General features: G+C 63.3%; 19 protein-coding genes. 8 read left to right on the top strand and 11 right to left on the bottom strand.

What is annotated here, in order from left to right; all coding sequences use genetic code 11:
* Positions 1-13 precede the first annotated feature (13 nt).
* Positions 14-1,018 carry an Ldh family oxidoreductase gene (locus DEM27_RS18405; protein ID WP_109459708.1) on the bottom strand — a complete coding sequence of 335 codons (1,005 nt, stop codon included), beginning with the start codon at positions 1,016-1,018 and terminating at the stop codon, positions 14-16.
* Between the two features lie 72 nt (positions 1,019-1,090).
* Here DEM27_RS18405 and DEM27_RS18410 point away from each other — a divergent pair, with 72 nt between their 5' ends.
* The 7 genes from DEM27_RS18410 to DEM27_RS18440 all read left to right on the top strand — a co-directional run bounded on the left by DEM27_RS18410 (position 1,091) and on the right by DEM27_RS18440 (position 8,232).
* A complete protein-coding gene (locus DEM27_RS18410) occupies positions 1,091-1,804 on the top strand; it encodes a GntR family transcriptional regulator (RefSeq protein WP_420028836.1) in 714 nt (237 codons plus the stop codon).
* Entirely contained in the window at positions 1,801-3,396 is a 1,596-nt protein-coding gene (locus DEM27_RS18415; RefSeq protein WP_109459710.1) for a sugar ABC transporter ATP-binding protein, read from the top strand. The genes DEM27_RS18410 and DEM27_RS18415 overlap by 4 nt, the downstream gene beginning before the upstream one ends.
* Complete coding sequence (locus DEM27_RS18420; protein ID WP_109459711.1) at positions 3,359-4,357, top strand: ABC transporter permease; 999 nt, start codon at positions 3,359-3,361, stop codon at positions 4,355-4,357. Before DEM27_RS18415 ends, DEM27_RS18420 begins: the two co-directional genes overlap by 38 nt.
* A gap of 48 nt (positions 4,358-4,405) precedes the next feature.
* Complete coding sequence (locus DEM27_RS18425; RefSeq protein WP_109459712.1) at positions 4,406-5,371, top strand: substrate-binding domain-containing protein; 966 nt, start codon at positions 4,406-4,408, stop codon at positions 5,369-5,371.
* A 61-nt stretch (positions 5,372-5,432) separates the two neighbouring features.
* Positions 5,433-6,020: a DJ-1/PfpI family protein gene (locus DEM27_RS18430; protein ID WP_109459713.1), complete on the top strand. Its 588-nt coding sequence runs from the start codon at positions 5,433-5,435 to the stop codon at positions 6,018-6,020.
* Positions 6,021-6,595: 575 nt separating this feature from the next.
* Positions 6,596-6,916, top strand: coding sequence for a 2Fe-2S iron-sulfur cluster-binding protein (locus DEM27_RS18435; protein ID WP_109459714.1), 321 nt, complete (start codon positions 6,596-6,598; stop codon positions 6,914-6,916).
* A gap of 29 nt (positions 6,917-6,945) precedes the next feature.
* On the top strand, positions 6,946-8,232 hold the full coding sequence (locus DEM27_RS18440; RefSeq protein ID WP_165823480.1) for a cytochrome P450: 1,287 nt from the start codon (positions 6,946-6,948) through the stop codon (positions 8,230-8,232).
* 18 nt (positions 8,233-8,250) lie between these two features.
* Here DEM27_RS18440 and DEM27_RS18445 read toward each other — a convergent pair whose 3' ends face one another.
* The 9 genes from DEM27_RS18445 to DEM27_RS18485 form a co-directional block, all read right to left on the bottom strand.
* Positions 8,251-9,315, bottom strand: coding sequence for a GlxA family transcriptional regulator (locus DEM27_RS18445; protein WP_109459716.1), 1,065 nt, complete (start codon positions 9,313-9,315; stop codon positions 8,251-8,253).
* A gap of 74 nt (positions 9,316-9,389) precedes the next feature.
* The gene (locus DEM27_RS18450; protein WP_109459717.1) at positions 9,390-10,625 is read right to left on the bottom strand and encodes an aminotransferase class III-fold pyridoxal phosphate-dependent enzyme; all 1,236 of its coding nucleotides are present in this window, start codon (positions 10,623-10,625) and stop codon (positions 9,390-9,392) included.
* Between the two features lie 13 nt (positions 10,626-10,638).
* A complete protein-coding gene (locus DEM27_RS18455; RefSeq protein ID WP_109459718.1) occupies positions 10,639-11,295 on the bottom strand; it encodes a class II aldolase/adducin family protein in 657 nt (218 codons plus the stop codon).
* A gap of 3 nt (positions 11,296-11,298) precedes the next feature.
* On the bottom strand, positions 11,299-12,627 hold the full coding sequence (gene otnK / locus DEM27_RS18460; RefSeq protein ID WP_109459719.1) for a 3-oxo-tetronate kinase: 1,329 nt from the start codon (positions 12,625-12,627) through the stop codon (positions 11,299-11,301).
* A complete protein-coding gene (locus DEM27_RS18465; RefSeq protein WP_109459720.1) occupies positions 12,624-13,682 on the bottom strand; it encodes an ABC transporter ATP-binding protein in 1,059 nt (352 codons plus the stop codon). Before DEM27_RS18465 ends, otnK begins: the two co-directional genes overlap by 4 nt.
* Positions 13,679-14,689: an ABC transporter ATP-binding protein gene (locus DEM27_RS18470; protein ID WP_109459721.1), complete on the bottom strand. Its 1,011-nt coding sequence runs from the start codon at positions 14,687-14,689 to the stop codon at positions 13,679-13,681. Before DEM27_RS18470 ends, DEM27_RS18465 begins: the two co-directional genes overlap by 4 nt.
* A 3-nt stretch (positions 14,690-14,692) precedes the next feature.
* Positions 14,693-15,535 (bottom strand): ABC transporter permease, encoded by an 843-nt coding sequence (locus tag DEM27_RS18475; RefSeq protein WP_109459722.1) that lies wholly within the window; start codon positions 15,533-15,535, stop codon positions 14,693-14,695.
* A gap of 4 nt (positions 15,536-15,539) precedes the next feature.
* Positions 15,540-16,553, bottom strand: coding sequence for an ABC transporter permease (locus DEM27_RS18480; protein WP_109459723.1), 1,014 nt, complete (start codon positions 16,551-16,553; stop codon positions 15,540-15,542).
* A gap of 294 nt (positions 16,554-16,847) precedes the next feature.
* Positions 16,848-18,422, bottom strand: a complete 1,575-nt coding sequence (locus DEM27_RS18485) for an ABC transporter substrate-binding protein (RefSeq protein WP_420028837.1) — start codon at positions 18,420-18,422, stop codon at positions 16,848-16,850.
* Between the two features lie 212 nt (positions 18,423-18,634).
* Here DEM27_RS18485 and DEM27_RS18490 point away from each other — a divergent pair, with 212 nt between their 5' ends.
* Entirely contained in the window at positions 18,635-19,693 is a 1,059-nt protein-coding gene (locus DEM27_RS18490) for a GlxA family transcriptional regulator (protein ID WP_165823481.1), read from the top strand.
* Between the two features lie 25 nt (positions 19,694-19,718).
* Here DEM27_RS18490 and DEM27_RS18495 read toward each other — a convergent pair whose 3' ends face one another.
* A complete protein-coding gene (locus DEM27_RS18495) occupies positions 19,719-21,155 on the bottom strand; it encodes an NAD-dependent succinate-semialdehyde dehydrogenase (protein ID WP_109459726.1) in 1,437 nt (478 codons plus the stop codon).
* Positions 21,156-21,174 lie beyond the last annotated feature (19 nt).

Raw genomic sequence — 21,174 nt, forward strand, 5'->3', positions numbered from 1 at the left:
CTCCTCCTGTGATTCAAGCGGCCTCAAGGGCCAAAAGCTGTTCGAAAAGCGGCTGCGGCAGGACGATGCCGCCATCCATGGCGGCGGCGCGACGGCCGCGTGCGCCATCGCCGGGCACGGCGACCGGCCGGGTGGGTTCCAGTGGGCGGGACAATCGCAGGCCGTCGAGATAGGCGGTCAGCGCCGGGATGGCGCCCGAGCCGGCCGAAGGATCGATGAGCACGAGAAGGTCGCCCTTGTTGGCCGGATGGTCGTCGTCGAGCGTGCCGCGCACATCCGGTGAGGGGGGAGAGCCGGCAAGGGCCGCGACGAGAAGCTCGATGGCCAGGCCAAGCCCGTATCCCTTGGCGTCGCCGAACGGGGCAATGGCGCCATCTTGCGCCGCCACGGGGTCGAGCGTCGGGCGTCCCTCCGCGTCCACCGCCCATCCAGGCGGAATGGGCAGGTCGCGCAACGCATGGTTCCTGATCTTGCCCATGGAAACGACGCTGGTTGCCAGGTCCAGGACGAAGGGCCGATCGTCCGAAGGAATGCCGATCGCCAGCGGATTCGTGCCGAGCATGGCTTGGGTGCCGCCAAAAGGATGGACCAGCGCCTCGCTGGTCGACATGACGATGGCGATCAGGCCGTCTCGCGCCGCCGCCTCCGCATAATAGGCGAGCATGCCGATATGGTTGGCGTTGCGAATGGCGGCAACGGCAAGCCCCGCCTGCGGCAGGCGCTGCTTCAGACGACGCATGGCACCCATCAATACGACCGGACCGAGGCCGCGCTCGCCATCGACGCTCAGGAACGCCTGCCTCGACCATGTCGCAGCCCCTTGCGTGCGGCCATCCGCGAGGCCTTTTTCGAGCCGCGAGAGCAGAAGCGGCAGTCTCTGCAGTCCATGCGACGGCAATCCGCGCAACTCGGCTTCCACCAGAAGGTCGGCCTGAAGGGCAGCGGCTTGCGGCGAGGCGTTCCGGCTTTCGAGCAGCGACGTTGCCAGGGCGCGGAGCCTGTCGGGCATGATCTTCATTTCATATCCTATATCAGATCCTATATGATATTGTATTTGACATAGGATATCTTATTTGCAACAAATGAGCCCATGTCAATAAGCAGTCGGAGAGCGAGCGTGATAATTGCAGCGGAGCGGGAAGGCAGGGCGCCAGGCATTCGCCCGACGAGCGTCGTCGAGGGCGTCTATGACAGCATCTACCATCGGCTGATGTCGCTGGACATCGCCCCCGGCGCGCGCATCCCCATCGACGTTCTGGCGCGTGATCTCGGTGTGTCGCAAACGCCGATCCGCGAGGCGCTCAGCCGGCTCGAGCGCGAAGGCCTCGTGCGCAAGGAGCATCTCGTCGGCTACAGCGCCGCTCCCCAGTGGACGCGCAAGCAGTTCGAGGACCTCTATGCATTCCGTCTGCTCGTAGAACCCGAGGCGACCCGGCTTGCCGTCGTCAACATGACGCCCGAAGCGCTGTCCGAACTGGAGACTTCCGCCGCCGACATGGGGCACGGCGAACCGCCGGTCGATCGCAACACCCGCTATTCGCGATTTGCCCGCGCCGACGCGCAGTTCCATGATGCCATTCTCAAGATCGCCGGAAACGAAGTTATCCGCAGTACGCTTTCGAGCCAGCATGTCCATCTGCATATCTTCCGGCTGATGTTTCACACACGAGTGACGCAGGAGGCGCTCGAGGAGCATGAAAACCTGCTCGCGGCGTTCCGCTCCGGCGACCCGCAGGCGGCGTATGATGCCATGCGCATCCACATCGAGCGTTCGCGCGATCGTCTGCTGTCGGCTTTCGAATGAACGCGGCCGCCTCTCCAAATCCGGTTGCACGCCCGGCACACGGACCCGCGATCGCCCTCGGCGCCGAAGGGCTTGGCAAGACCTATGGGCCGATCGCCGTGTTGTCGGACGTCACGCTCGATATCCGCCCAGGCGAGGTCCATGCGATCATCGGTGAAAACGGTGCAGGCAAGTCGACGCTGATGAGGCTCCTGTCCGGCCATGTCGCCCCGAGCGCCGGCAACCTCTCGATGGATGGCAGGCCGGTTTCGTTCCGCAACGCTGTGGAGGCGGAAAACGCCGGCATCGTGCTGGTTCACCAGGAAATCCTGCTGGCCGCCGACCTCACCGTCGCCGAAAACCTCTTTCTCGGCCGGGAAATCGGTCGCGGCCTCATGGTCGACGACCGGGCGATGAACCGGCGCACCGCCGAGCTGCTTGCAAGGGTCGGTTCGACGGCGCGTCCGCGGGACCGCGTCTGCGACCTGCCGCTGGCCCAGCGCCAGCTCGTGCAGATTGCACGCGCGCTGCTGGATGATCGGAAGGTCGTCATTCTCGACGAACCGACGGCCGTGCTGGCGAACGACGAAGTGGCGGCGCTGCTCGATATCGTGCGCAGCCTGCGCGACCACGGCGTCGCCGTGCTCTACATCTCGCACCGCCTCGACGAGGTGCAGGCGCTCGCCGACCGTATCACCGTTCTGCGCGATGGGCGCATGATCGGTACCTGGCCGGCGGCCGGCCTTGGCCAGCGCGAGATGGCCGAACTGATGGTCGGACGCGAACTCGACATGCTCTATCCGCACAAGCGGCCGGAGGCCACGGCAGCGCCGATCCTGACGGTTACGGATCTCATCGTCGATCACGGGTCTGAGAAGGTGTCCTTCACCGTCCGTCCGGGTGAAGTGCTCGGCATCGGCGGCATGATCGGGGCGGGCCGCACCGAACTGATCGAGGGGTTGATGGGGCTTCGCCCCTCCGAGGCCGCCAGCGTTCACCTCAACGGCAAGGAGATTTCCAACCGCTCGGTGCGCACGCTGATGGATGCCGGGCTGGTCTATCTGACCGAGGATCGCAAGGGCAAAGGCCTGCTGCTGGAGGAGAAGCTCGGCCCAAACCTCACGCTGCAAGCGCTCGATGCCGTCAATCCGGGCGCCGTTCTCGACAAGCAGGCGGAGTTCTTGCGGCTCGAAAAAGCCGTCAAGGACTACGATATCCGCGTGCGCTCGCTTCGTCTGGAGGCCGGCAAGCTTTCGGGCGGCAACCAGCAGAAGCTGCTGCTTGCCAAGGTGATGATGGCGGGTCCCTCGGTGGTCATCATCGACGAGCCGACGCGCGGCATCGATATCGGCAACAAGAGCCAGATTTACGATTTCATCGACGCGATGGTGCGCGCCGGCAAGGCCTGCATCGTCATCTCGTCGGAAATGCCCGAGCTGGTCGGCCTTGCCGACCGGGTTCTGGTGATGCGGGCCGGCCGGATCGTCGCCGAGCTTCGCGGCAATGACATCAATGAGAAGAATGTCGTCTACGCAGCCACGACAGGTGGAAGCGGCGACGGCCGGGAGGAAGACCATGACCACCGCAGCGACCGTAACAATTCCACCGGCTGACGACGCGGCCCGCATTCGCTGGGCCGACCTGGCGCCGTTCATCGCGCTTGCGCTGATCGTCGTGTTCGGCGCGCTGGTGAATTCCAATTTCGTGTCGTCGGCGAACCTGATCAACGTGATCACCCGCAGCGCCTTCATCGCGATCATCGCCATCGGGGCGACCTTCGTGATTTCGTCGGGCGGGCTGGACCTGTCGGTCGGCTCGATGATGGCCTTCGTCACCGGCATCATGATCATGGTGATGAATCACCTTGCTCCGAGCTTCGGCGCCTGGGCCATTCCGATGGGGGCGGGCGTCGCGGTGGTTGTCGGCGCATTCTGCGGTCTGTTCAACGGCCTGATCGTGACGGTCGGGCGCATCGAGCCCTTCATCGTCACGCTCGGCACGATGGGCATCTTCCGCGCCTTCATCACCTTCATGACGGACGGCGGCTCGCTGCCTATCGACCGCAGTCTGCGCGAAGCCTACAAGCCGGTTTATTTCGGCAGCCTGTTCGGCATCCCCTATCCGGTGCTGATCACCCTCGTCGTCGTGGCCGTCGGCGCCTTCCTGCTCTACAAGACGAAATTCGGCCGCCGCCTGACATCGGCCGGGTCGAATGTCGAGGTCGCGCGCTTTTCCGGTGTCAACGTCGCTGCCGTGCGCACCATGGCCTACGTCATCCAGGGTATCTGCGTTGCCGTCGCCGCCGTCTGCTACGTGCCCCGCCTCGGCGCGGCGACGCCCACCACGGGACAGCTTTGGGAATTGCAGGTCATCACCGCAGTCGTGATCGGCGGGACCCTGCTTCGCGGCGGACGCGGACGCATCGGCGGCACGGTGGCCGGCGCCCTCATCCTGGAGGTCATCGCCAACGTCATGGTCCTGTCGGACATGGTTTCGGAATACCTCGTCGCCGCCGTCCAGGGCGCGATCATCATCATCGCCATGCTGGCGCATCGTTTTACCGCCAACCGCTGATATCGGCCAGAGAGCCGATACGGCCCCCTGACTTCAAAGGAGGAGAAAATGAAGTCTATAATGCAGAAAGCCGCACTTTTGCTATCGACTGCCGTTATTCTTGCCGTGCCGCTCGGCAGTGCGCAAGCCGAGGACAAGAAGGTGACGATTGCCGTGTCGATCCCGGCTGCGACCCATGGATGGACGGGAGGCGTCGTCTACCATGCCGAGCAGGCCGAAAAGGAAATCGAGGCCGCCTTCCCGAACATCGACGTGATCGTGTCGACGGCAGCCTCTGCCCCTGCCCAGGTTTCCGCGCTGGAGGATCTTTCGGCCAGCCGCACGTTGGATGCGCTGGTCATCCTGCCCTTCACCTCGGAAGAACTGACCGGGCCGGTCGAGCAGATCAAGGAGAAGGGAACCTTCATCTCCGTCGTCGACCGCGGCCTGACCGATCCCAAGGTTCAGGATCTTTATGTCGCCGGTGACAATATTGCGGTCGGCGCCAACACGGCGCATTGGCTTGTCGACAAGCTCGGCGGCGAAGGGCAGATCGTGGTGTTGCGCGGCATTCCGACCGTCATCGACGACGAGCGCATCAAGGGCTTTTCCGACGTCATCGCCAAATCCAATATCAAGATCCTCGACATCCAGTATGCAAACTGGAACCAGGACGAAGCCTTCAAGCTGATGCAGGACTATCTGGCGAAATATCCGAAGATCGACGCCGTGTGGGCCAATGACGACGACATGCTGCTCGGCGTACTGGAAGCCGTCGACAATGCCGGCCGCAAGGACATCAAGTACGCCCTCGGCGGCAACGGCATGAAGCAGGTCATCGAAATGGTGAAGGAGAAGAACGAGCGTACGCCGATTTCGACTCCCTATCCGCCGTCGATGATCAAGTCGGCCATCTACATGACGGCGGCCCAGTTCAACGGCCAGGCTCCGGTCCGCGGTTCGTTCCTTCTCGGTGCGCCGCTGATCACCCCCGAGAACGCCGACCAGTTCTACTTCCCCGATTCCCCGTTCTGATCCAAAACGGTGCCCGGTTCCGACCGGGCACCACCAGCCATATGACAAAAGGAGATATGATATGAGCGGCAAGAAAATCCTCATGCTGACCGGCGAGTTCACCGAGGAATACGAAATCTTCGTGTTTCAGCAGGGGATGGAAGCGGTCGGGCATACGGTCCACGTCGTCTGCCCGGACAAGAAGGCCGGCGACCGCATCAAGACATCGCTGCACGATTTCGAAGGCGACCAGACCTACACGGAAAAACTCGGCCACTATGCCGACATCAACAAGACCTTTTCCGAAGTTCGCGTGGAAGAATACGACGCGGTCTATGCTGCCGGAGGGCGCGGCCCGGAATATATCCGCACCGACAAGCGTGTGCAGGACATGGTGCGGCATTTCCATGAAAGCGGAAAGCCGATTTTCACCATTTGCCACGGCGTGCAGATCCTGATGGCCGTGCCGGGTGTTCTGAAGGGCAAGAAGGTCGCCGGTCTCGGCGCCTGCGAGCCGGAAGTCACCGCCGTCGGCGGCATCTATATCGACGTCAAACCCACCGAAGCCCATGTCGACGGCAACATGGTTTCGGCCAAGGGCTGGACAGGTCTCGCCGCGTTCATGCGCGAGTGCCTGAACGTGCTCGGCACGAAGATCACTCACGCTTGAGTGACAAGTGATTTGAGGGGCTTGCCTTCGTGTTTGCACGCGGGGGCAGGCCCTGTGATTTTCCAGGCGAAGGTTCGCTTCGCGTGAGGCGGATCCGGACAGACTATCCGCCCAAGGAAATTTCCTGCCATCCTGTTCCTGCCGAAGTTCGAGACGCGGTAACGATTCCGCCGTCATGCCGGCAGGCCGTTCTGCGGCTCCGTGATTTCGGAGCCGGCCTTCCATCGATCGTCGGACAGGCTGGCATCTTCCGCGAGGCCCCGGCGGTTTGCGGATGCGAGTGAGGCCTTGCCTTGTCGTGTCGTGCACTGAGCTTGGCGGATTTTGCGAGTTCGGTTTTGGCAGAGGCGGTTAAGCTCATCGGATCAGATCATTTCCGTGCCGATATCGAAGAAGATCCGTCCATCGATGACTTCCCCTGCGAACAGAAATTCCATCATCGGCACCGGTCAGGCCGGCCCAGGCGGAGCCGTCATGCCGAGATCGGGCCGCCGAGATCGCCGACCGCATGGCATTCGGTTCCACTTTCTCCTCAAGATCTTGATATCTATGGCAGATGACAGGACGGCGAGCCGATGACGGACACGTTCAAGCTCTATGTTACCGGACGGGACAGATGTACAAGCGTAAGCGATGCTCACATCGGGGTTTCGCTGCTGGAGATACTCCGGGATGCGGGTGTCTATGAGATATCGGCGATGTGTGGCGGGAACTGTTCATGCGCGACCTGTCACGTCTACGTAGAGGCGGCCGGTCTGCTGTCGGGGCCTGATATCGAGGAAGCCGAGATGCTCGATACGCTGCTTCATCAGGAACCGCTTTCCCGCCTTGCCTGCCAGGTGGCTGTCACGGCAGGCATCGACTGCCTCAGGGTCGAAGTGGCGCCGGAAGAATAGTTCAGGTGATGCAGCAAAGGGGCAGAGCAATGCCGACACATCTCGATATCCGATCGTTCCCCACCACATCCGACTTCGGCTTTTCCGGCGGCCGAGACAATTTTCGCGCCTTTTGCCGGCGCGTCTTCAGTGCGAAGGAGCCGCGCTTCCTTCGCACGCCGGAAAACCAGCTCGTCGTCTTTCGCCATGCCGACCTGATGCTGTTCGGCACCGCGCCGGAAGTCGGCAACCTGCCGATCGGCAGGATGTATCCAAATCGCTTCAAGGAAGGTGCAAGCCCGGAGCGGCCGCCGGGCTGGGAGATCGGCGAGGTGATCGCCAGCCAGGTGTTCACCTTCAATCCGCCGCTGCACGGCCCGGCCCGCCGCATGCTGTTGAACTGGCTCGGCCCGAAACAGGTCGGCCAGATGGAGGAACTGGCCCGCACGGTCACGCGCCACGTCATCAGCCGAATTCGGGACGGTGAAACCGTCGATCTGGTCGAGACGGTTGCGGAGGCCGTGGTCGTGGGATTCTGGAGCCGGCTCCTTCACCTGACCGATGAGGAATCGATAACGATCGGTCGATGCGCCCATGACATGACGAGGCTCTTCCATGCCAATCGCAGCCAGGAAGACCTGAGGATACTGGATCAGGCGTTTGCGGAATATGCGCGCCTGCTCGATCTGGCGGCGATGCGGGGACTTGAGAAGGGCGATCCCGCCATGCTTGAAATCGCGGCGAAACTGAAGGAGCTCGATTTTCCCGACGACCCCTACGAAGTGGGGTTGGTTCCCAAGTCGGTCGGCGCGGTTCTCGCCGGCAATCTCGTCGACGGTTTTCATACGGCGGCGCTGGCCGCGGCCAACACGTTCCACGCCTTGCTCCACAATCCGGAGGCGATGGCGACGGTGCGGCAGGCACCCGAAACCCTGCCGCGGGCAATCGTGGAGGCGCTTCGGCTCGAGCCTCCCGTCCTTTCCCTCGGCCGTTATGTCCTGCGGGACTTCCATTTCGACGGGCATGTCCTGCCTGCCGGGACCAGGGTCACCATGGTGTGGGCGGCAGGCAACCACGATCCGTCCGTCTTCCCGGAGCCCGAGCGTTTCGACATGAGCCGGCCTCAGACGGGCCTCACGACCTTCGGTACGGGGATCCATATCTGTCCCGGCCGTTATGCCGGCGTGATGTTGACGAGGGTCATGCTGGAGGAATTCGCCGCGCAGGACATCGAGATCGACCATGCCGAGATGCCGGCCGAATGGATCCCAGACCATGTCATGAACCAGCTCAGGGTGTTCCCCGCCCGCATAAGCCTGTGCGAGAAGGACCGTTGACCACGCCTTTGGTAGGGCTCAGTACAGGCGGCGGCCATCCGGTCGTTCGCCATTTTCGCGAAATGCCCGCCTGTAGTGCGTTGGACTGGTCTCGTACCGGGCGCGGAAAGCTCTGAAATAGGTTCCCGGCGATGAGAACCCGCAGGCGAGTCCCGTTTCCCCGACACTCATCGTACTGTAGAGAAGCAACTCCTTGGCCCGTTGCAACCGGAATGTCAGGTAATAGCTCTTCGGGCTCGCCTTGAGATATTTGCGAAAAAGATATTGCAGTTCCCTGACGGAAATTTCGCAGCGAGCCGCCAGGTCCTCGATCGACAGCGGCTCCTCAATCGTTTCCTGCATCAGTCTTTGCGCACGGGCGAGGATGGGGTTGGTCTGCCAGGTGGTGTTGTTGACGATCTGCCGTTGCAACCCGTGCTCGGCCCTCGCGTCCGGGTAGACGATCTCGTTGGCGACGACCTCCATCAAGGCTTTTCCGCAAAAGCGCTCGAGCATATGCAGCGACAGATCCAGGCTTGCCAGTTGGCCGGCGCAGGTCGAGCGGTCCCGATCAACGACGAAGAGCTGTTCCACCACGTCCGTCTCCGGATGAAGCTCCCTGAAGGACGGGATCGTGCTCCAGTGGCTGGTGGCACGGTAGCCTTTCAGAAGACCCGCTTCGGCAAGCAGAAGGGGCGCGGCGTCCAGGGCGCAGATATGGATCCTGGCCGCCGCCTGCCGACGAAGCCATCGAAAGAGCGCGCCCTTGCTGTCGCCGCTGAATTCATAGGAGGAATGCAGCAGCACCAGATCGTAGGTCCTTGCATCGTCGAGCGACGCGGTGACGGGCAACGGGATGTCCATCGACGGCCGCCGGCCATGGTCGGGCGACAGGAAGTCTATCTGGAACAGCGGTGCTTTGCTCAGCCTGTTTGCCGCGCGGAAAGGCTCGATGGAGAGCAATGCGGCATGCAGCGCGGGCTCGACGCAAACGAGCGCTATGGAAAAGGGGCGCTGGAGGTCGAAGCGCGCTTGATCTGGTGCCTGCATGCGTCGTCCGTTAAGCGGCCCGTCCCGGGCGACAGGAACGGCGCAATCTTCCATATGGTCTTCAATCCCGGCCGCGATGCGGCAGACGAAGAGCGTTGCTTGTGCGCTCTCCGTCCCGCGTTTCGCTGCTATCGTGCCGTCCGTATCGTGTCCTTCATGGCCGCATCCGCCGCCTCGAGCGCACGATCGATATCGGCGGGCTGATGCGCGGCGCAGAGGAACATGTTGTGTCGCGGATGCAGGTAGATGCCGTGGCGCAGGGCCGCGGCGCAGAATGCGTTGGCGATCGTGAGATCCTCATCGCCGAGGAAGCGGACCATCGGCATCTGCACGGGTCCGGTCTGGCTCAGTTCGAAGCCGTTGCGGGCGGCGATCTCGGTCAGGCCCGCGCGGAACCGCTGGCCCATGGCTTCGATATGGGCCAGAGCGTCCGTCGTGCGCAGGATCTCGATGGTCTTCAGCGCGGCTGCCATCGCGGCGGATCCGTACCAGAAGGACCCCGTCACGAATATTTTGGAGGCGCCTTCCAGCATGCTTTTGCTTCCTGCAACGGCAGCGAGCGGCCAGCCGTTGGCGATGGATTTCGAATAGGCGCCGAGATCCGGCTTGACGCCGTAGCGGGCCCAGCTGCCACGCACGTCCAGCCGGAAACCGGCGCGGACGTCGTCGAGGATCAAGGCCGCGCCTGTCCGGTCGCAGATGGCGCGTGCATGCTTGAGAAACGCTTCCTCGGGCATTTCCTGGTCGCGGTTCACATCGTGACGAAAGGCGGTCATCATGATCGCCGCCATGTCGTCGCCGGCCTGTGCCACGGCTTCGTCGAGGCTGGCACGATCGTTGTAGTCGAAGAGGATGAGATGGGCCCGATCCTCCGTCGTCACGCCGACGACCGAAGGCGAGCACCACGGAACCGCGCCGTGATAGGCACCACGCGCCACGAGAATCTTGCGCTTGCCCGTGGTGGCGCGCGCGACGGTGACGCAGGTGGTTGTCGCGTCGGTGCCGTTCTTCTGGAAAAGAGCCCAGTCGGCATAGTCGATCGTGTCGACCACCGTTTCCGCCAGCTCGACCATCACCTCGGTCGGGCCGTTGCCGATATCGCCGATGCCGATCTGGTCGATGGCTGCCCTGTCGATATCCGGCTGCTTGTAGCCCAGAATGTTCGGGCCCCAGGCGCACATGAAATCGATATATTCGTTGCCGTCGACGTCCCAGACGCGGCAACCGTCGGATTTCGCGAAGAACTGCGGATAGCCCGGGCCGATCGCGCGCGTGGCCATGTGTCCCCATACGCCGTTCGGCACCACCTTGCTGGCCCGCGCCAGAAGCGCATTGTCGCGGCTGTTCACGAGTTTCTGTTGCATCTGTCTCTCCCTTTCACGCATTCGGCGCGTCTTGCCGGCCATAGGTCTTGTAACGTTGCTTGACCTCGACCAGCTCTTTCTCGTTCAGCAGGACCGGTTCCGCGAAGGACCGGCAGAGCATGTATTGCCGCGCCAGGGTCTCAAGCTTCAGGGCGCGGCCATAGGCTTCCGTCAGGGTCGAGCCGACGGTGACCATGCCGTGATTGGCGAGCAGGCAGGCGGTCCGGCCCTCCAGCGCCTCGACCGTGACGTCGGCAAGCTCCGGCGAACCGAAGGTGGCGTACCGCGAGCAGCGCACGTCATCGCCGCCGAAGCCTGCGATCATGTAATGAAAGGCGGGTAGCCCGATGCGCGCGCAGGACAGGGCGACGCAGTGGTCCGGATGGGCATGCACCACCGAGCGGACCTCCGGGCGCGCCTTGTAGATGGCGGCATGCAACGCCCACTCGCTCGAAGGCTTGATGCTGCCCGACCAGTTGCCGTCGAGGTCCATCGCGACGATGGTTTCGGGCAGGAATTGCCGGGACGGGATACCACTGGGCGTGATGAGCATGCCGTCCTCGGTGCGGATGCTCATGTTGCCTGTGGTGCCGACATTGATGCGCTGGATTTCGGCGTCGATCGACGCATCGATCAGGGATTGGCGAAGGGCTTGTGTGGATATGTCCATGGATCAGGCTTTCGGGGGCCAAAGGTCGAGAAGGGGGGCTTGGGAGATCGGGCGGCGCATGTCCTCGAGCGCCGAGGCGAAGATATCGATGCTGCCGAGCTTGCCGGATTTCAGCATCAGGGCGACGGGAAAAGGCTGGAGGGCGACAGACCGGGAAAAGCCCGGCTCGTGATAGGGACCGATGTCGAGATCGGTGATGCCGAGCGCACGCACCACGGAACCGGATGTCTCGCCGCCCGCCACGACGAGCCGCCGGACGCCATGGTCGAACACGATCGATCGAGCGACGTCGGAAAGGATGGCTTCGACTTTTGCAGCGATTTCCAGGCGGCCGTGCGCCGCCTGCAGCACATCGACCCGCTCCTGGGGCAGGGCGGTGCTGATCGCGAAATCCCGGCCCTCGGCAGCGGCCGCCGCGGCGAACCGTTTCGCTTCGGAGACGACATCGCGACCGGCATAGGCCTGTTCGACGTCGATGGTGAAAACGGGGTGCGACTGTCCGAAACGTGCAAGTTGTGCTGCCGTTTGATCGGCGAGGCTTCCGACCAGGACGGCACCCTTCCCCTCGACGCCGTCGAGCCGAACCGGTGCGGGAGACGGCAGCAGGCCGCTCTCGAACCACAGGGGCGGCAGATGGGCTGCGACGGACGAATTGCCGGTGAGGACCGGGGCATCGACGGCGGCTGCCGCCAGCGTGGCGAGATGATGCTCATAAAGCGTGTCGCAAATGAAGAACGACGTTGCGGTGTTCGCATCGCAATGGCTGCGTATCGCCTCCGGGCCTCGTTCGACCACGGCATAATCGACCAGCCCAACGGCTCTGCTGCTCTGGGCCTGCAGGACGCGGACGAGGTTGGAATCGGTCATCGGCGTCAACGGGTCGAAGCGCTTGGGCGATTCTCCCAGCAACTGCGCCCCACCGAACATATGGCCCTGATAGACGGTGCGCCGGGTTTCGCAGAGGGCTGGCACGAACAGGGCCTGTTGCGCGCCCAGCCGCTGCAGGATGGCCTCGGCGCAAGGACCGATATTGCCGGCGGGCGTGGAATCGAAGGTGGCGCAATATTTGAAGAAAATCTGCCGCGTGCCCTGCTCGATAAGGCGCTCCAGCGCTTCGAGTGTCGTGCGCACCGCCTCGGCGACGGGCGCGACCCGCGATTTCAGCGCAAAGACATGCGCTGAGCCGTATCGGGCAGGCTCGCCTGCCCCGACCGAAAGCGTCGTCGGAACGCCGCGCGCGATCAGCATGGAGGCCAGTTCGAGACCACCGGTCAGATCGTCGGCGATAGCCCCGAAAACGAGCGGCTTCTTGTTGGGTGTATGGGGTTTCATTCTGTCACCTGCACAGTGGCGCCATTCATGATTTCGGCATTTTCCTCACCGCTTTCGGGAAAGTGACAGGCGGCGCGATGCCCCGGATCGATGACGTCGAGTTCGGGGGGCACGGCCGCGCATATCTCCTGCGCCTTCCAGCAGCGGGTGCGGAATGGACAGCCCGACGGCACGTTGAGCGGGCTCGGCACGTCTCCCTTGAGCGTGATCCGCTGGCGCGCCCGCTCCGCATCCGGGTCTGGAAGCGGAACCGCCGACAGCAGCGCCTTGGTATAGGGATGAGCCGGCGCCTCGTAGATCTGTGCGGCCTCGCCGATCTCGACGATCTTGCCGAGATACATCACCGCGACCCGATCGGAGACGTGCCGCACCACCGCCAGGTCATGGGCGATGAACACATAGGCGATGCCCAGCTTCTCCTGCAGTTCTTCCAGCAGGTTCAGGACGCCGGCCTGTACCGAGACGTCGAGCGCCGACACGGGCTCGTCGAGCACCAGCACCTCGGGTTCCAGCGCGAGAGCCCGCGCGATGCCGACGCGCTGCCGCTGGCCGCCGGAAAGCTCATGCGGATAGCGGTCGCCGTGCTCGGGCGCGAGGCGGACGAGGTCGAGCAGTTCGGCAGCACGGGCGCGTGCCGGCGCGCCTGTCATTCCGATGAGGCGGAGAGGTTCGCAGATGATGTCGCGGATCTTCATGCGCGGATGCAGCGACGCCAGGGGGTCCTGGAACACGATCTGGAGATGGCGGCGGAATTTGCGCATTTCCTCGGCCGACAAGGTCGAGAGGTTTGTGCCCTTGAAACTGACGTCGCCGGAAGACGGTTCGATGAGCCGAAGCAGGCAGCGGCCGAGCGTCGACTTTCCGCAACCGGATTCGCCGACCAGGCCCAGTGTCTCGCCTTTGGCAAGCTGGAAAGAAACGCCGCCGACCGCCTTGACCCTGCGCACCGGACTCCAGCCGAGCAGGCCGCCCCTGACGACGAAATCCTTGGTGAGATTGTGGACGGAAAGGATCGGCTCGTCGCGCCCTGAACCGATGGATGCTTGTTCGGTCATGCGCGTTCTGCCTCTGCATTCATCCGGGGGCTGTCTCCTGCGCGCAGTTCTTCGGCGAAGTGGCAGGCCGTCAGCACGTTATCCACCCGTCGCAGCACGGGTTCGTCGGCGCGGCACGCATCGCGTGCCATCGAACAGCGCGGGTGGAACGGACAGCCTTTCGGCCGGGCGCTGAGAAGGGGCGGGCTGCCGGGGATGGGCTCGAGCCGCGATTGTTCGCCCGCGATGGTCGGCAGACAGGACAGCAGGCCGCGCGTATAGGGATGCCGCGTGCGATAGAAGATGTCCCGGACGCTGCCGCTCTCCATGATCTTGCCGGCATACATGACGATCACGTCGTCTGCCGCGCCCGCAACGACCCCGAGATCATGGGTGATCAGCACCAGGCCCATGGAAAACCTGTCCTGCAGGCCCTTGAGAACATCGAGGATCTGCGCCTGCACCGTGACGTCGAGCGCCGTCGTCGGTTCGTCGGCGATCAGCACGTCCGGATTGTTGGCGACGGCCATGGCGATCATGGCGCGTTGCCGCATGCCGCCGGAGAATTCATGGACATACTGGTTGGCGCGCACTTCCGGTTGCGGCACGGAAACCAGTTCCAGCAGTTCGACGGCCCGTTGCCGCGCCTTGGAGGCCGACGTGCCGGGGTTGTGAAGACGTACGGCCTCGGCAATCAGCTTTCCGACCGTGATGACCGGATTGAGCGCCGTCATCGGGTCCTGGAAGATCAGACCGATCTTGCTGCCGCGCAGCGCACGCATGCGTCGTTCGGGCGCGCGTACCAGTTCCTCGCCGTACAGCCTGATCGAGCCCGATATCACCGATCCCGGCGGCGAGAGGCCCATGACCGCACGCATGGTGATCGACTTGCCGGAACCGGACTCGCCGACGATGCCGAGAACCTTGCCGGCTGCGGCGGTGAAGCTCACGCCGCGCACGATTTCCGTGCCGTTGCGCAGTGTCACGCGGAGGTCGTTCGCTTCAAGCAGGGGAATAGTTTCCGCCATGTCTCAGTGCTCCCTCGGATCGAGGATGTCGCGCAGTGCGTCGCCGATGAAATTGAAGCCCAGCCCGAGTGTCAGGATGGCCATGCCCGGGCCGAAGGCGACCCACCAGGAGTAGAAATGCGCCGCGCCATCGGAGATCATCGCGCCCCATTCCGGAGACGGCGGCTGTGCGCCCAGTCCGATGAAGCTCAAGGATGCGGCCAAAAGCACGACCTGGCCGAAATCCATGGTGGCGCTGATGATCGTCGGCGTCCAGGACAGCGGCAGGATATGCTTGGTCAGCAGGCGATAGGAGGAGGCGCCGCCGGCGCGGGCCGCCTCGATATGATCGCGTGAAATCACGTCCAGCACCTGGCCGCGCATCAACCGCGCATAGACCGGCCACCAGACCACGATGACGGCGATCGCGGCGTTCTGCAGTCCCGGCCCGAGCGACGCGGCGACCGCCATGGCCAGCAGGACCGGCGGGAACGACAATGTGACGTCGACGATGCGCATCAATATGCTGTCCGTCCAGCCGCCGAAAAAACCGGCGATCGCGCCGACCAGCGAGCCGATGACGACGGAACAGACGACCACCACGACGGAAATGCTCAGCGAATAACGGACGCCGTAAAGCGTGCGGGTCATCACGTCCCGTCCGAGTGCGTCCGTGCCGAGCCAGTGCCGCAACGACGGCGACTGCAATTTGCGGGCCACGATCTTGAGCGGATCGTAGATGGTCCAGACATCGATCGTCAGCGCCACGACGATCCAGAAGCCGACGATGACGAGGCCGATGGCCAGGGCGGGCCGAAGTGTCAGGCTGTTGATCCATTGCGCTCTCGCGCCTGTTGCGATGGACATGGGATCACTCCAGTCTGATGCGGGGATTGGCGTAGGCATAGGCGACGTCGGTCACCAGGTTCGCCAGCAGGAATGCCGACGCACCGATCAGCGAAACGCCGATGATGGCGGGGTAATCGAGCGTTCGGGCCGAATCGACGGCGTAGGAGCCGATACCGGGCCAGCCGAAGACCGCCTCGGTCAGCACCGCCCCGGTGATCAGGTAGGCGAAAGAATAACCGATGATCGTCAGCGTCGGGATCATGGCGTTGGGAAGTGCGTGGCGTAAGAGGGTGCGCGCCCCGCCTGCGCCTTTGGCCCGCGCCGCCAGGATATAGTCCTGACCAAGCGCATCCAGCATGCTCGCCCGCACCAGCCGCGAAATGATGCCGGTCACCGACCAGCCGAGCACGAAGGACGGCAGCACGAGGTGATGCAATGCATTGAGAAAAGAGCCGAATTGCCCCGCCGCCAGCGAGTCGACGGTCAGCAGTCCGGTCATGAACGGTGGCGGATCGGCGCGGGCATCGAGGCGGCCGGGGCCGGGAATCCAGCCGAATTTCACGGTGAACAGGTAGAGCAGCAGCAGGCCGGACCAGAAGACGGGCACCGTGGAGCCGAACAGCGCCACGAAACGGGCGAAATAATCGAGCGGCCGGTCCTGAAATCGCGAGGCGAGCACGCCGAGCGCGACGCCGCTGATCGTGCCGAAGAGCATGGCGAAGATGACCAGTTCGAGCGTCGCCGGCAACCGCTCGGCAATATCGGTGAGGACAGGCCGGCGCGTGCGGAATGAAACACCGAGATCGCCGGTCACGAGGTTCTTGATGTAGATGACGTATTGTTCGGGCAGGCTGCGGTCGAGCCCCCACCTTTGCTTGGCCGCGGCCACGACCTCCGGATTGTTCATCTGCCGCTCGCTCACCAGGGCGGAGAGCGGGTCCGCCTGGGTGAAATGCGAGAGGAAAAAGGCCACGGTCGCCACGCCCAGCAAAAGGAGGGGAATGGAGATCAACCGTCGGAACACGTATTGGGTCATGATGTTCTCGGTCCAGCGATTGGTGGTTCCCGGTCGGGGTTCCGGTCTTTTCAACGTCCGGAAACACGATGCGATTGTCCGCGGCGTCGCCTGCTTCGATCGCCTGCAGGAGGGCGCACTTGTCACCGCGTGCGGTATCCGGCCAGTCTTGCGGAGAACACGGCATCGATCAACCGGCATGCGACGCCGGAAGCGATCAAGGCGTTTTCAGCTGTCGCCGATGTCTTGGCAAGGCGTAGTCCGTACCGGAGGCTGCCGCCTCCGGTCGTTTTCGTCAGGTCGCGTGGTTGCCTGTCACTCGGCGGTGATGTCCGACAGGACCATGTTGCAGCAGGCGCTGAAACGCAGGCCACCGATACCCTTGCGGGATGCGAACACGGCGTCGGGGCTCAGGATCGGCAGAATGACGTGATCGTTCGCCATGACGCCGGCCAGCTTGCCGAACAGTTCGCTGCTCTTGTCGGCCGGGGCCGCCAGAGCCTCGGCGAGCAGCTTGGGGGTTTCAGCATTGGCAAGGGTCGGGTCGCTCTTGCCGCCGGCGCGCTTGTACCAGACCGTACCGTCCATCATCGCGAAATACTGGGCATATTGCGAAGAGCCGTAATAGTCGGGGGCGAAGAACACGGCCGTCAGCGGAATGCCGTCGCCATTGACCTTTTCACGCCAGACCGAGAACTCGACCGGGGCCAGTTCGAGCTTGATGTTGATCTCGGCAAGATCCTGCTGGATCTTCTGCATCATCAGCGTGTAGTCGACGCCATACTGGTTGACGTTCGGATAGGTCGCGTTCAGCGTGAAGCCGTCCGGGACGCCCGCCTCCTGCATCAGGGCCTTGGCCTTCTCGACATCATACTTGATCGGTTCACCGACGCCGCCGCCGGGGAAACCGTTGGGGATCGGGGCCGCAAGCCGGGTTGCCTTGCCGTCGACGGTCAGATCGATGATGCCGTCATAATCGATGGCGCTGGCGATCGCTTCGCGGATCTTCGCGTCGAGGGCATGTGGCAGGTTCTTGGCGCCCGGGCTGATGGCGAGATAGACCATGTTGAAGGACGGCTTCGTCTCGACGACGATGTTTTCGTTGGTGATGTTCTTCGCGGTCGTCGGATCGACCTGCATGGCGATGTCGGCGCTGCCGCTTTCGAGCAACTGGGTCTGGCTGACGGCATCCTTGGACTGAAGGAAGATGAACTCGCCCACCGCCGGCTTCTTGCCCCAGTAGTTGTCATTGCGCTTCAGCCGCAGTTCATGGCTGGGGCTGTAGCTTTCGAGCACGAAGGGGCCGGCCCCGGCAGAATTGGCAAGCAGCCATTGCTCGGCCGTATCCTTGGTGCTGGCATCTTCACCGGCATCGCCGCCGTGTTCGGCAACCACATCGGAATTGATGATGCCGGCATAAGGCGCGGTCAAAGAGCCGACGAATTCGGAATTGGGCGCCGTCAGCGTGACGACGACGGTGCCGGCATCCGGCGTTTCGATCGACTTCACATTGTCGAGAATATAGGCGATGCCGCCCTTGATGTTCTTCAACCGCTCGAGCGTCCATTTGACGTCCTTGGCTTCCACCTGCGAACCGTCGGAGAATTTCGCGTTCGGATCGAGCTTGAAGGTGATCACCGTCGCGTCGTCGTTGGCGCTCCACTCCTTGGCGAGCATGGGAACGATCGACTTGTTGTCGGAGGACAGATCGACCAGCCGGTCATAGACCGAACTCAGGTAAATCTGACAGGTATCGCAGAAGGCCCGGGCGGGGTCGAGCGAGTTCAGATCCATGTCGCGGGCAACGACAACGGGCCGCCCGCCGTCGGCCGCAAGTCCCACCGTGGGGAAAGCGGCCGCCGCAGTCAGCATTGTTGCTGCCGCTGCCATGATGGCGCGACGACGAACGGACACAAATCGGGTCTCATGATGTCTAAGCTGCATTTTTTGTTCTCCCATCCACTGATGACGTGGCTCTGCGCGGCGAGGTTCCCTATTCTTTCTTCGCCGCAGCACGATGATAATGGCATCGAAGAAAGCTCGGATTATTGACAAAAACGAATATTTTCGTGCAAATAACGCCGGAAATGATGCTTTTAACGGTGCGTGACGCATCCATGCTGGGTGAGAAACTATTGGAACGATCATCGACGGCGGACCGATCCTCCGGACTGGAAATCGAACGGAAGCGTTCGATCGCTCTCGTCATTGGCAGGGAGCCTTCCCTGCATACCGTCTTCCTCTCGATCGAGCCGTTTCGCGCCGCCAACCGGGTCAGTGAAGAGGCCCTGTTCAGCATCGATTTCCTTCCGGCCGATGCCGGAATTCCCCCGACGAGCATGGATATTGCGCTGCCGGCCACGGGCAGTTTCGACGACGGCCGGAAATATGACCTGATCTTTCTGCTCGTGACCTACGACGTCGCGGAGGCGGCGAAGGCGAGGCTGTTCAGATGGCTGCGCCGGCAGGCGGCCGCCGGCGCGCACCTCTGCGGCACCGATGCAGGCCCGCTGCTTCTTGCCGAGGCCGGACTGCTGGACGGATATACGGCGACCTGCCACTGGACGGGCATGGCCTCGCTCAGGGAATTTTCCGCACCCAGCCGCGTCGTGGAGCAGCTTTATGTCATCGACCGCAACCGTTCGACCTGCGCCGGGCAGGCCGCGAGCCTCGACCATTCCATGACCATGCTGCGGTTGATCTGCGGCGATGCGCTTTACAATCTCGTGTGCAACGAACTGATCTATGCGGCGCCGCGACCTGCGGAAGTCCGCCAGCGCGAAATCGTCAACGGCCAGCCTTTCATGGTCAATCCGGTCCTGAGCCGTGCACAACGCATCATGCAGGAAACGGTCGAGGAGCCCCTGGAAATGGAGGCAGTTGCGGAGCGTTGCGGCGTGTCGGTGCGCGAACTGCAATATCTCTTCAAGCGGCATCTCAATACCAGCCCGAAGAAGATCTACATGGGCTTGCGGCTCCAGCATGCCAAGGAGCTGCTGCTCTACAGTTCGATGAGCATCCGCGAGACGGGCCTCGCTTGCGGCTTTGCCACGCCCTCCGCCTATTATCGGGCCTTCTGCGCCGTCTACCGGAAAAGTCCGCAGGAATACCGGAAGGACTTCGCGAAGAAATCCACCATGTACGGTCGCAATCTCTATTGAGGCCGCCCGCAAGCGGAGGTGGGGGTCAGCCCTTGCGGGTTACGAGACGGGTGTCCAGATAGGCGTCGAGCGCTTCCGAGCCGCCTTCTGTTCCATAACCGGAATCGCGCGTACCGCCGAACGGCACTTCCGGCAGGGCGAGACCATAGTGGTTGATGCTCATCATGCCGGCCAAGACCTCGTTGCCGAGGCGCGTCGCGGTGGCGCTGCTGCGGGTGAAGCCGAAAGCCGCCAGGCCATAGGGCAGGCGGTTCGCTTCGCCGATCGCCTCGTCCAGCGAGGCGAAACGGTTGATGATGGCGACCGGGCCGAAGGGCTCGTCGTTCATGATCCTTGCATCCGTGGGCACATCGGCAAGCACCGTCGGTTCGAAGAACCAGCCCTCATTGCCGATTCGGCGGCCGCCGGTTACCAGCCTGGCATGGCGTGTCGTCGCATCGTTGATCATCGCCTCGAGTGCCGGGATGCGGCGGTCATTCGCAAGCGGCCCCATGTCCACGCCGTCGTCCAGACCGTTGCCGACGCGGATCGCCCGGGCACCGTCCGCAAAACGCTCGGTAAAACTTTCGGCGACGCTCTCATGAACGAGGAAGCGTGTGGGCGCGACGCAGATCTGCCCGGCGTTTCTGAACTTGGCCGCCACCATGGTTTTTGCGGCCTGCTCCAGATCGGCATCCTCGGCGATGATCACCGGCGCATGTCCGCCGAGTTCCATCGTGGCGCGCTTCATATGCAGGCCCGCCAGCGATGCGAGCCTCTTGCCGACTGCCGTCGAACCGGTAAAGCTGATCTTGCGGATCACCGGATGCGGGATCAGGTATTCCGAGATGTCTGCCGGCACGCCATAGACGAGATTGACGACCCCGGCGGGAATGCCGGCATCGATAAAGGCGCCGATCAGGCCGGCGGGCGAGGCGGGCGTTTCCTCGGCCGCCTTGACGATGATCGAACAGCCGGCAGCGAGCGCCGCAGAAAGTTTGCGGACCGCCTGGTTGATCGGAAAATTCCAGGGCGTGAAGGCGGCGACCGGGCCAACGGGCAGCTTGAGCGTCATCTGCAGGATATCGGGGGCGCGACCGGGAATGACCTGCCCGTAGGCGCGCTGCGCTTCGCCGGCAAACCACTCGATGATATCGGCGCCGGCGAGCGTTTCGAGGCGCGATTGTTCCAATGGCTTGCCCTGTTCCAGGGTCATCCATGTCGCAATCTCGTCGGCACGGGATCGCAGGATATCGGCGGCGCGGCGCATCAGTTTCGCCCGCTCGTACGCCGGGGTGCCGCGCCAGGTCTCGAAGCCGCGCGCCGACGCGTCGAGCGCCTGGTCGAGATCGCTCGTGTCGGCCCAGGCCACGGTGCCGATCGGCTTTGCCGTGGCCGGATTGAACACGGGAAGGGTCCTGCCGCTGTTCGAAGGTCTCCGCTGCCCGTCGATGAGAAGGAGGGTATCGGGATAGGCTGGCATGTCGATCTTCCTTTTCGGA

The organism is Rhizobium album, from assembly GCF_003122325.1.
GTDB lineage: Bacteria > Pseudomonadota > Alphaproteobacteria > Rhizobiales > Rhizobiaceae > Metarhizobium > Metarhizobium album.

Excerpts from the sequence above, each read along its gene's own strand:
- DEM27_RS18485 (WP_420028837.1), bottom strand. The coding sequence starts at position 18,422 with ATGGCAGCGGCAGCAACAATGCTGACTGCGGCGGCCGCTTTCCCCACG.
- DEM27_RS18470 (WP_109459721.1), bottom strand. The coding sequence starts at position 14,689 with ATGGCGGAAACTATTCCCCTGCTTGAAGCGAACGACCTCCGCGTGACA.
- DEM27_RS18450 (WP_109459717.1), bottom strand. The coding sequence starts at position 10,625 with ATGCAACAGAAACTCGTGAACAGCCGCGACAATGCGCTTCTGGCGCGG.
- DEM27_RS18415 (WP_109459710.1), top strand. The coding sequence starts at position 1,801 with ATGAACGCGGCCGCCTCTCCAAATCCGGTTGCACGCCCGGCACACGGA.
- DEM27_RS18445 (WP_109459716.1), bottom strand. The coding sequence starts at position 9,315 with ATGGAAGATTGCGCCGTTCCTGTCGCCCGGGACGGGCCGCTTAACGGA.
- DEM27_RS18480 (WP_109459723.1), bottom strand. The coding sequence starts at position 16,553 with ATGACCCAATACGTGTTCCGACGGTTGATCTCCATTCCCCTCCTTTTG.
- DEM27_RS18475 (WP_109459722.1), bottom strand. The coding sequence starts at position 15,535 with ATGTCCATCGCAACAGGCGCGAGAGCGCAATGGATCAACAGCCTGACA.
- DEM27_RS18420 (WP_109459711.1), top strand. The coding sequence starts at position 3,359 with ATGACCACCGCAGCGACCGTAACAATTCCACCGGCTGACGACGCGGCC.
- DEM27_RS18455 (WP_109459718.1), bottom strand. The coding sequence starts at position 11,295 with ATGGACATATCCACACAAGCCCTTCGCCAATCCCTGATCGATGCGTCG.
- otnK (WP_109459719.1), bottom strand. The coding sequence starts at position 12,627 with ATGAAACCCCATACACCCAACAAGAAGCCGCTCGTTTTCGGGGCTATC.
- DEM27_RS18495 (WP_109459726.1), bottom strand. The coding sequence starts at position 21,155 with ATGCCAGCCTATCCCGATACCCTCCTTCTCATCGACGGGCAGCGGAGA.
- DEM27_RS18440 (WP_165823480.1), top strand. The coding sequence starts at position 6,946 with ATGCCGACACATCTCGATATCCGATCGTTCCCCACCACATCCGACTTC.
- DEM27_RS18410 (WP_420028836.1), top strand. The coding sequence starts at position 1,091 with ATGTCAATAAGCAGTCGGAGAGCGAGCGTGATAATTGCAGCGGAGCGG.
- DEM27_RS18425 (WP_109459712.1), top strand. The coding sequence starts at position 4,406 with ATGAAGTCTATAATGCAGAAAGCCGCACTTTTGCTATCGACTGCCGTT.
- DEM27_RS18405 (WP_109459708.1), bottom strand. The coding sequence starts at position 1,018 with ATGAAGATCATGCCCGACAGGCTCCGCGCCCTGGCAACGTCGCTGCTC.
- DEM27_RS18465 (WP_109459720.1), bottom strand. The coding sequence starts at position 13,682 with ATGACCGAACAAGCATCCATCGGTTCAGGGCGCGACGAGCCGATCCTT.
- DEM27_RS18430 (WP_109459713.1), top strand. The coding sequence starts at position 5,433 with ATGAGCGGCAAGAAAATCCTCATGCTGACCGGCGAGTTCACCGAGGAA.
- DEM27_RS18435 (WP_109459714.1), top strand. The coding sequence starts at position 6,596 with ATGACGGACACGTTCAAGCTCTATGTTACCGGACGGGACAGATGTACA.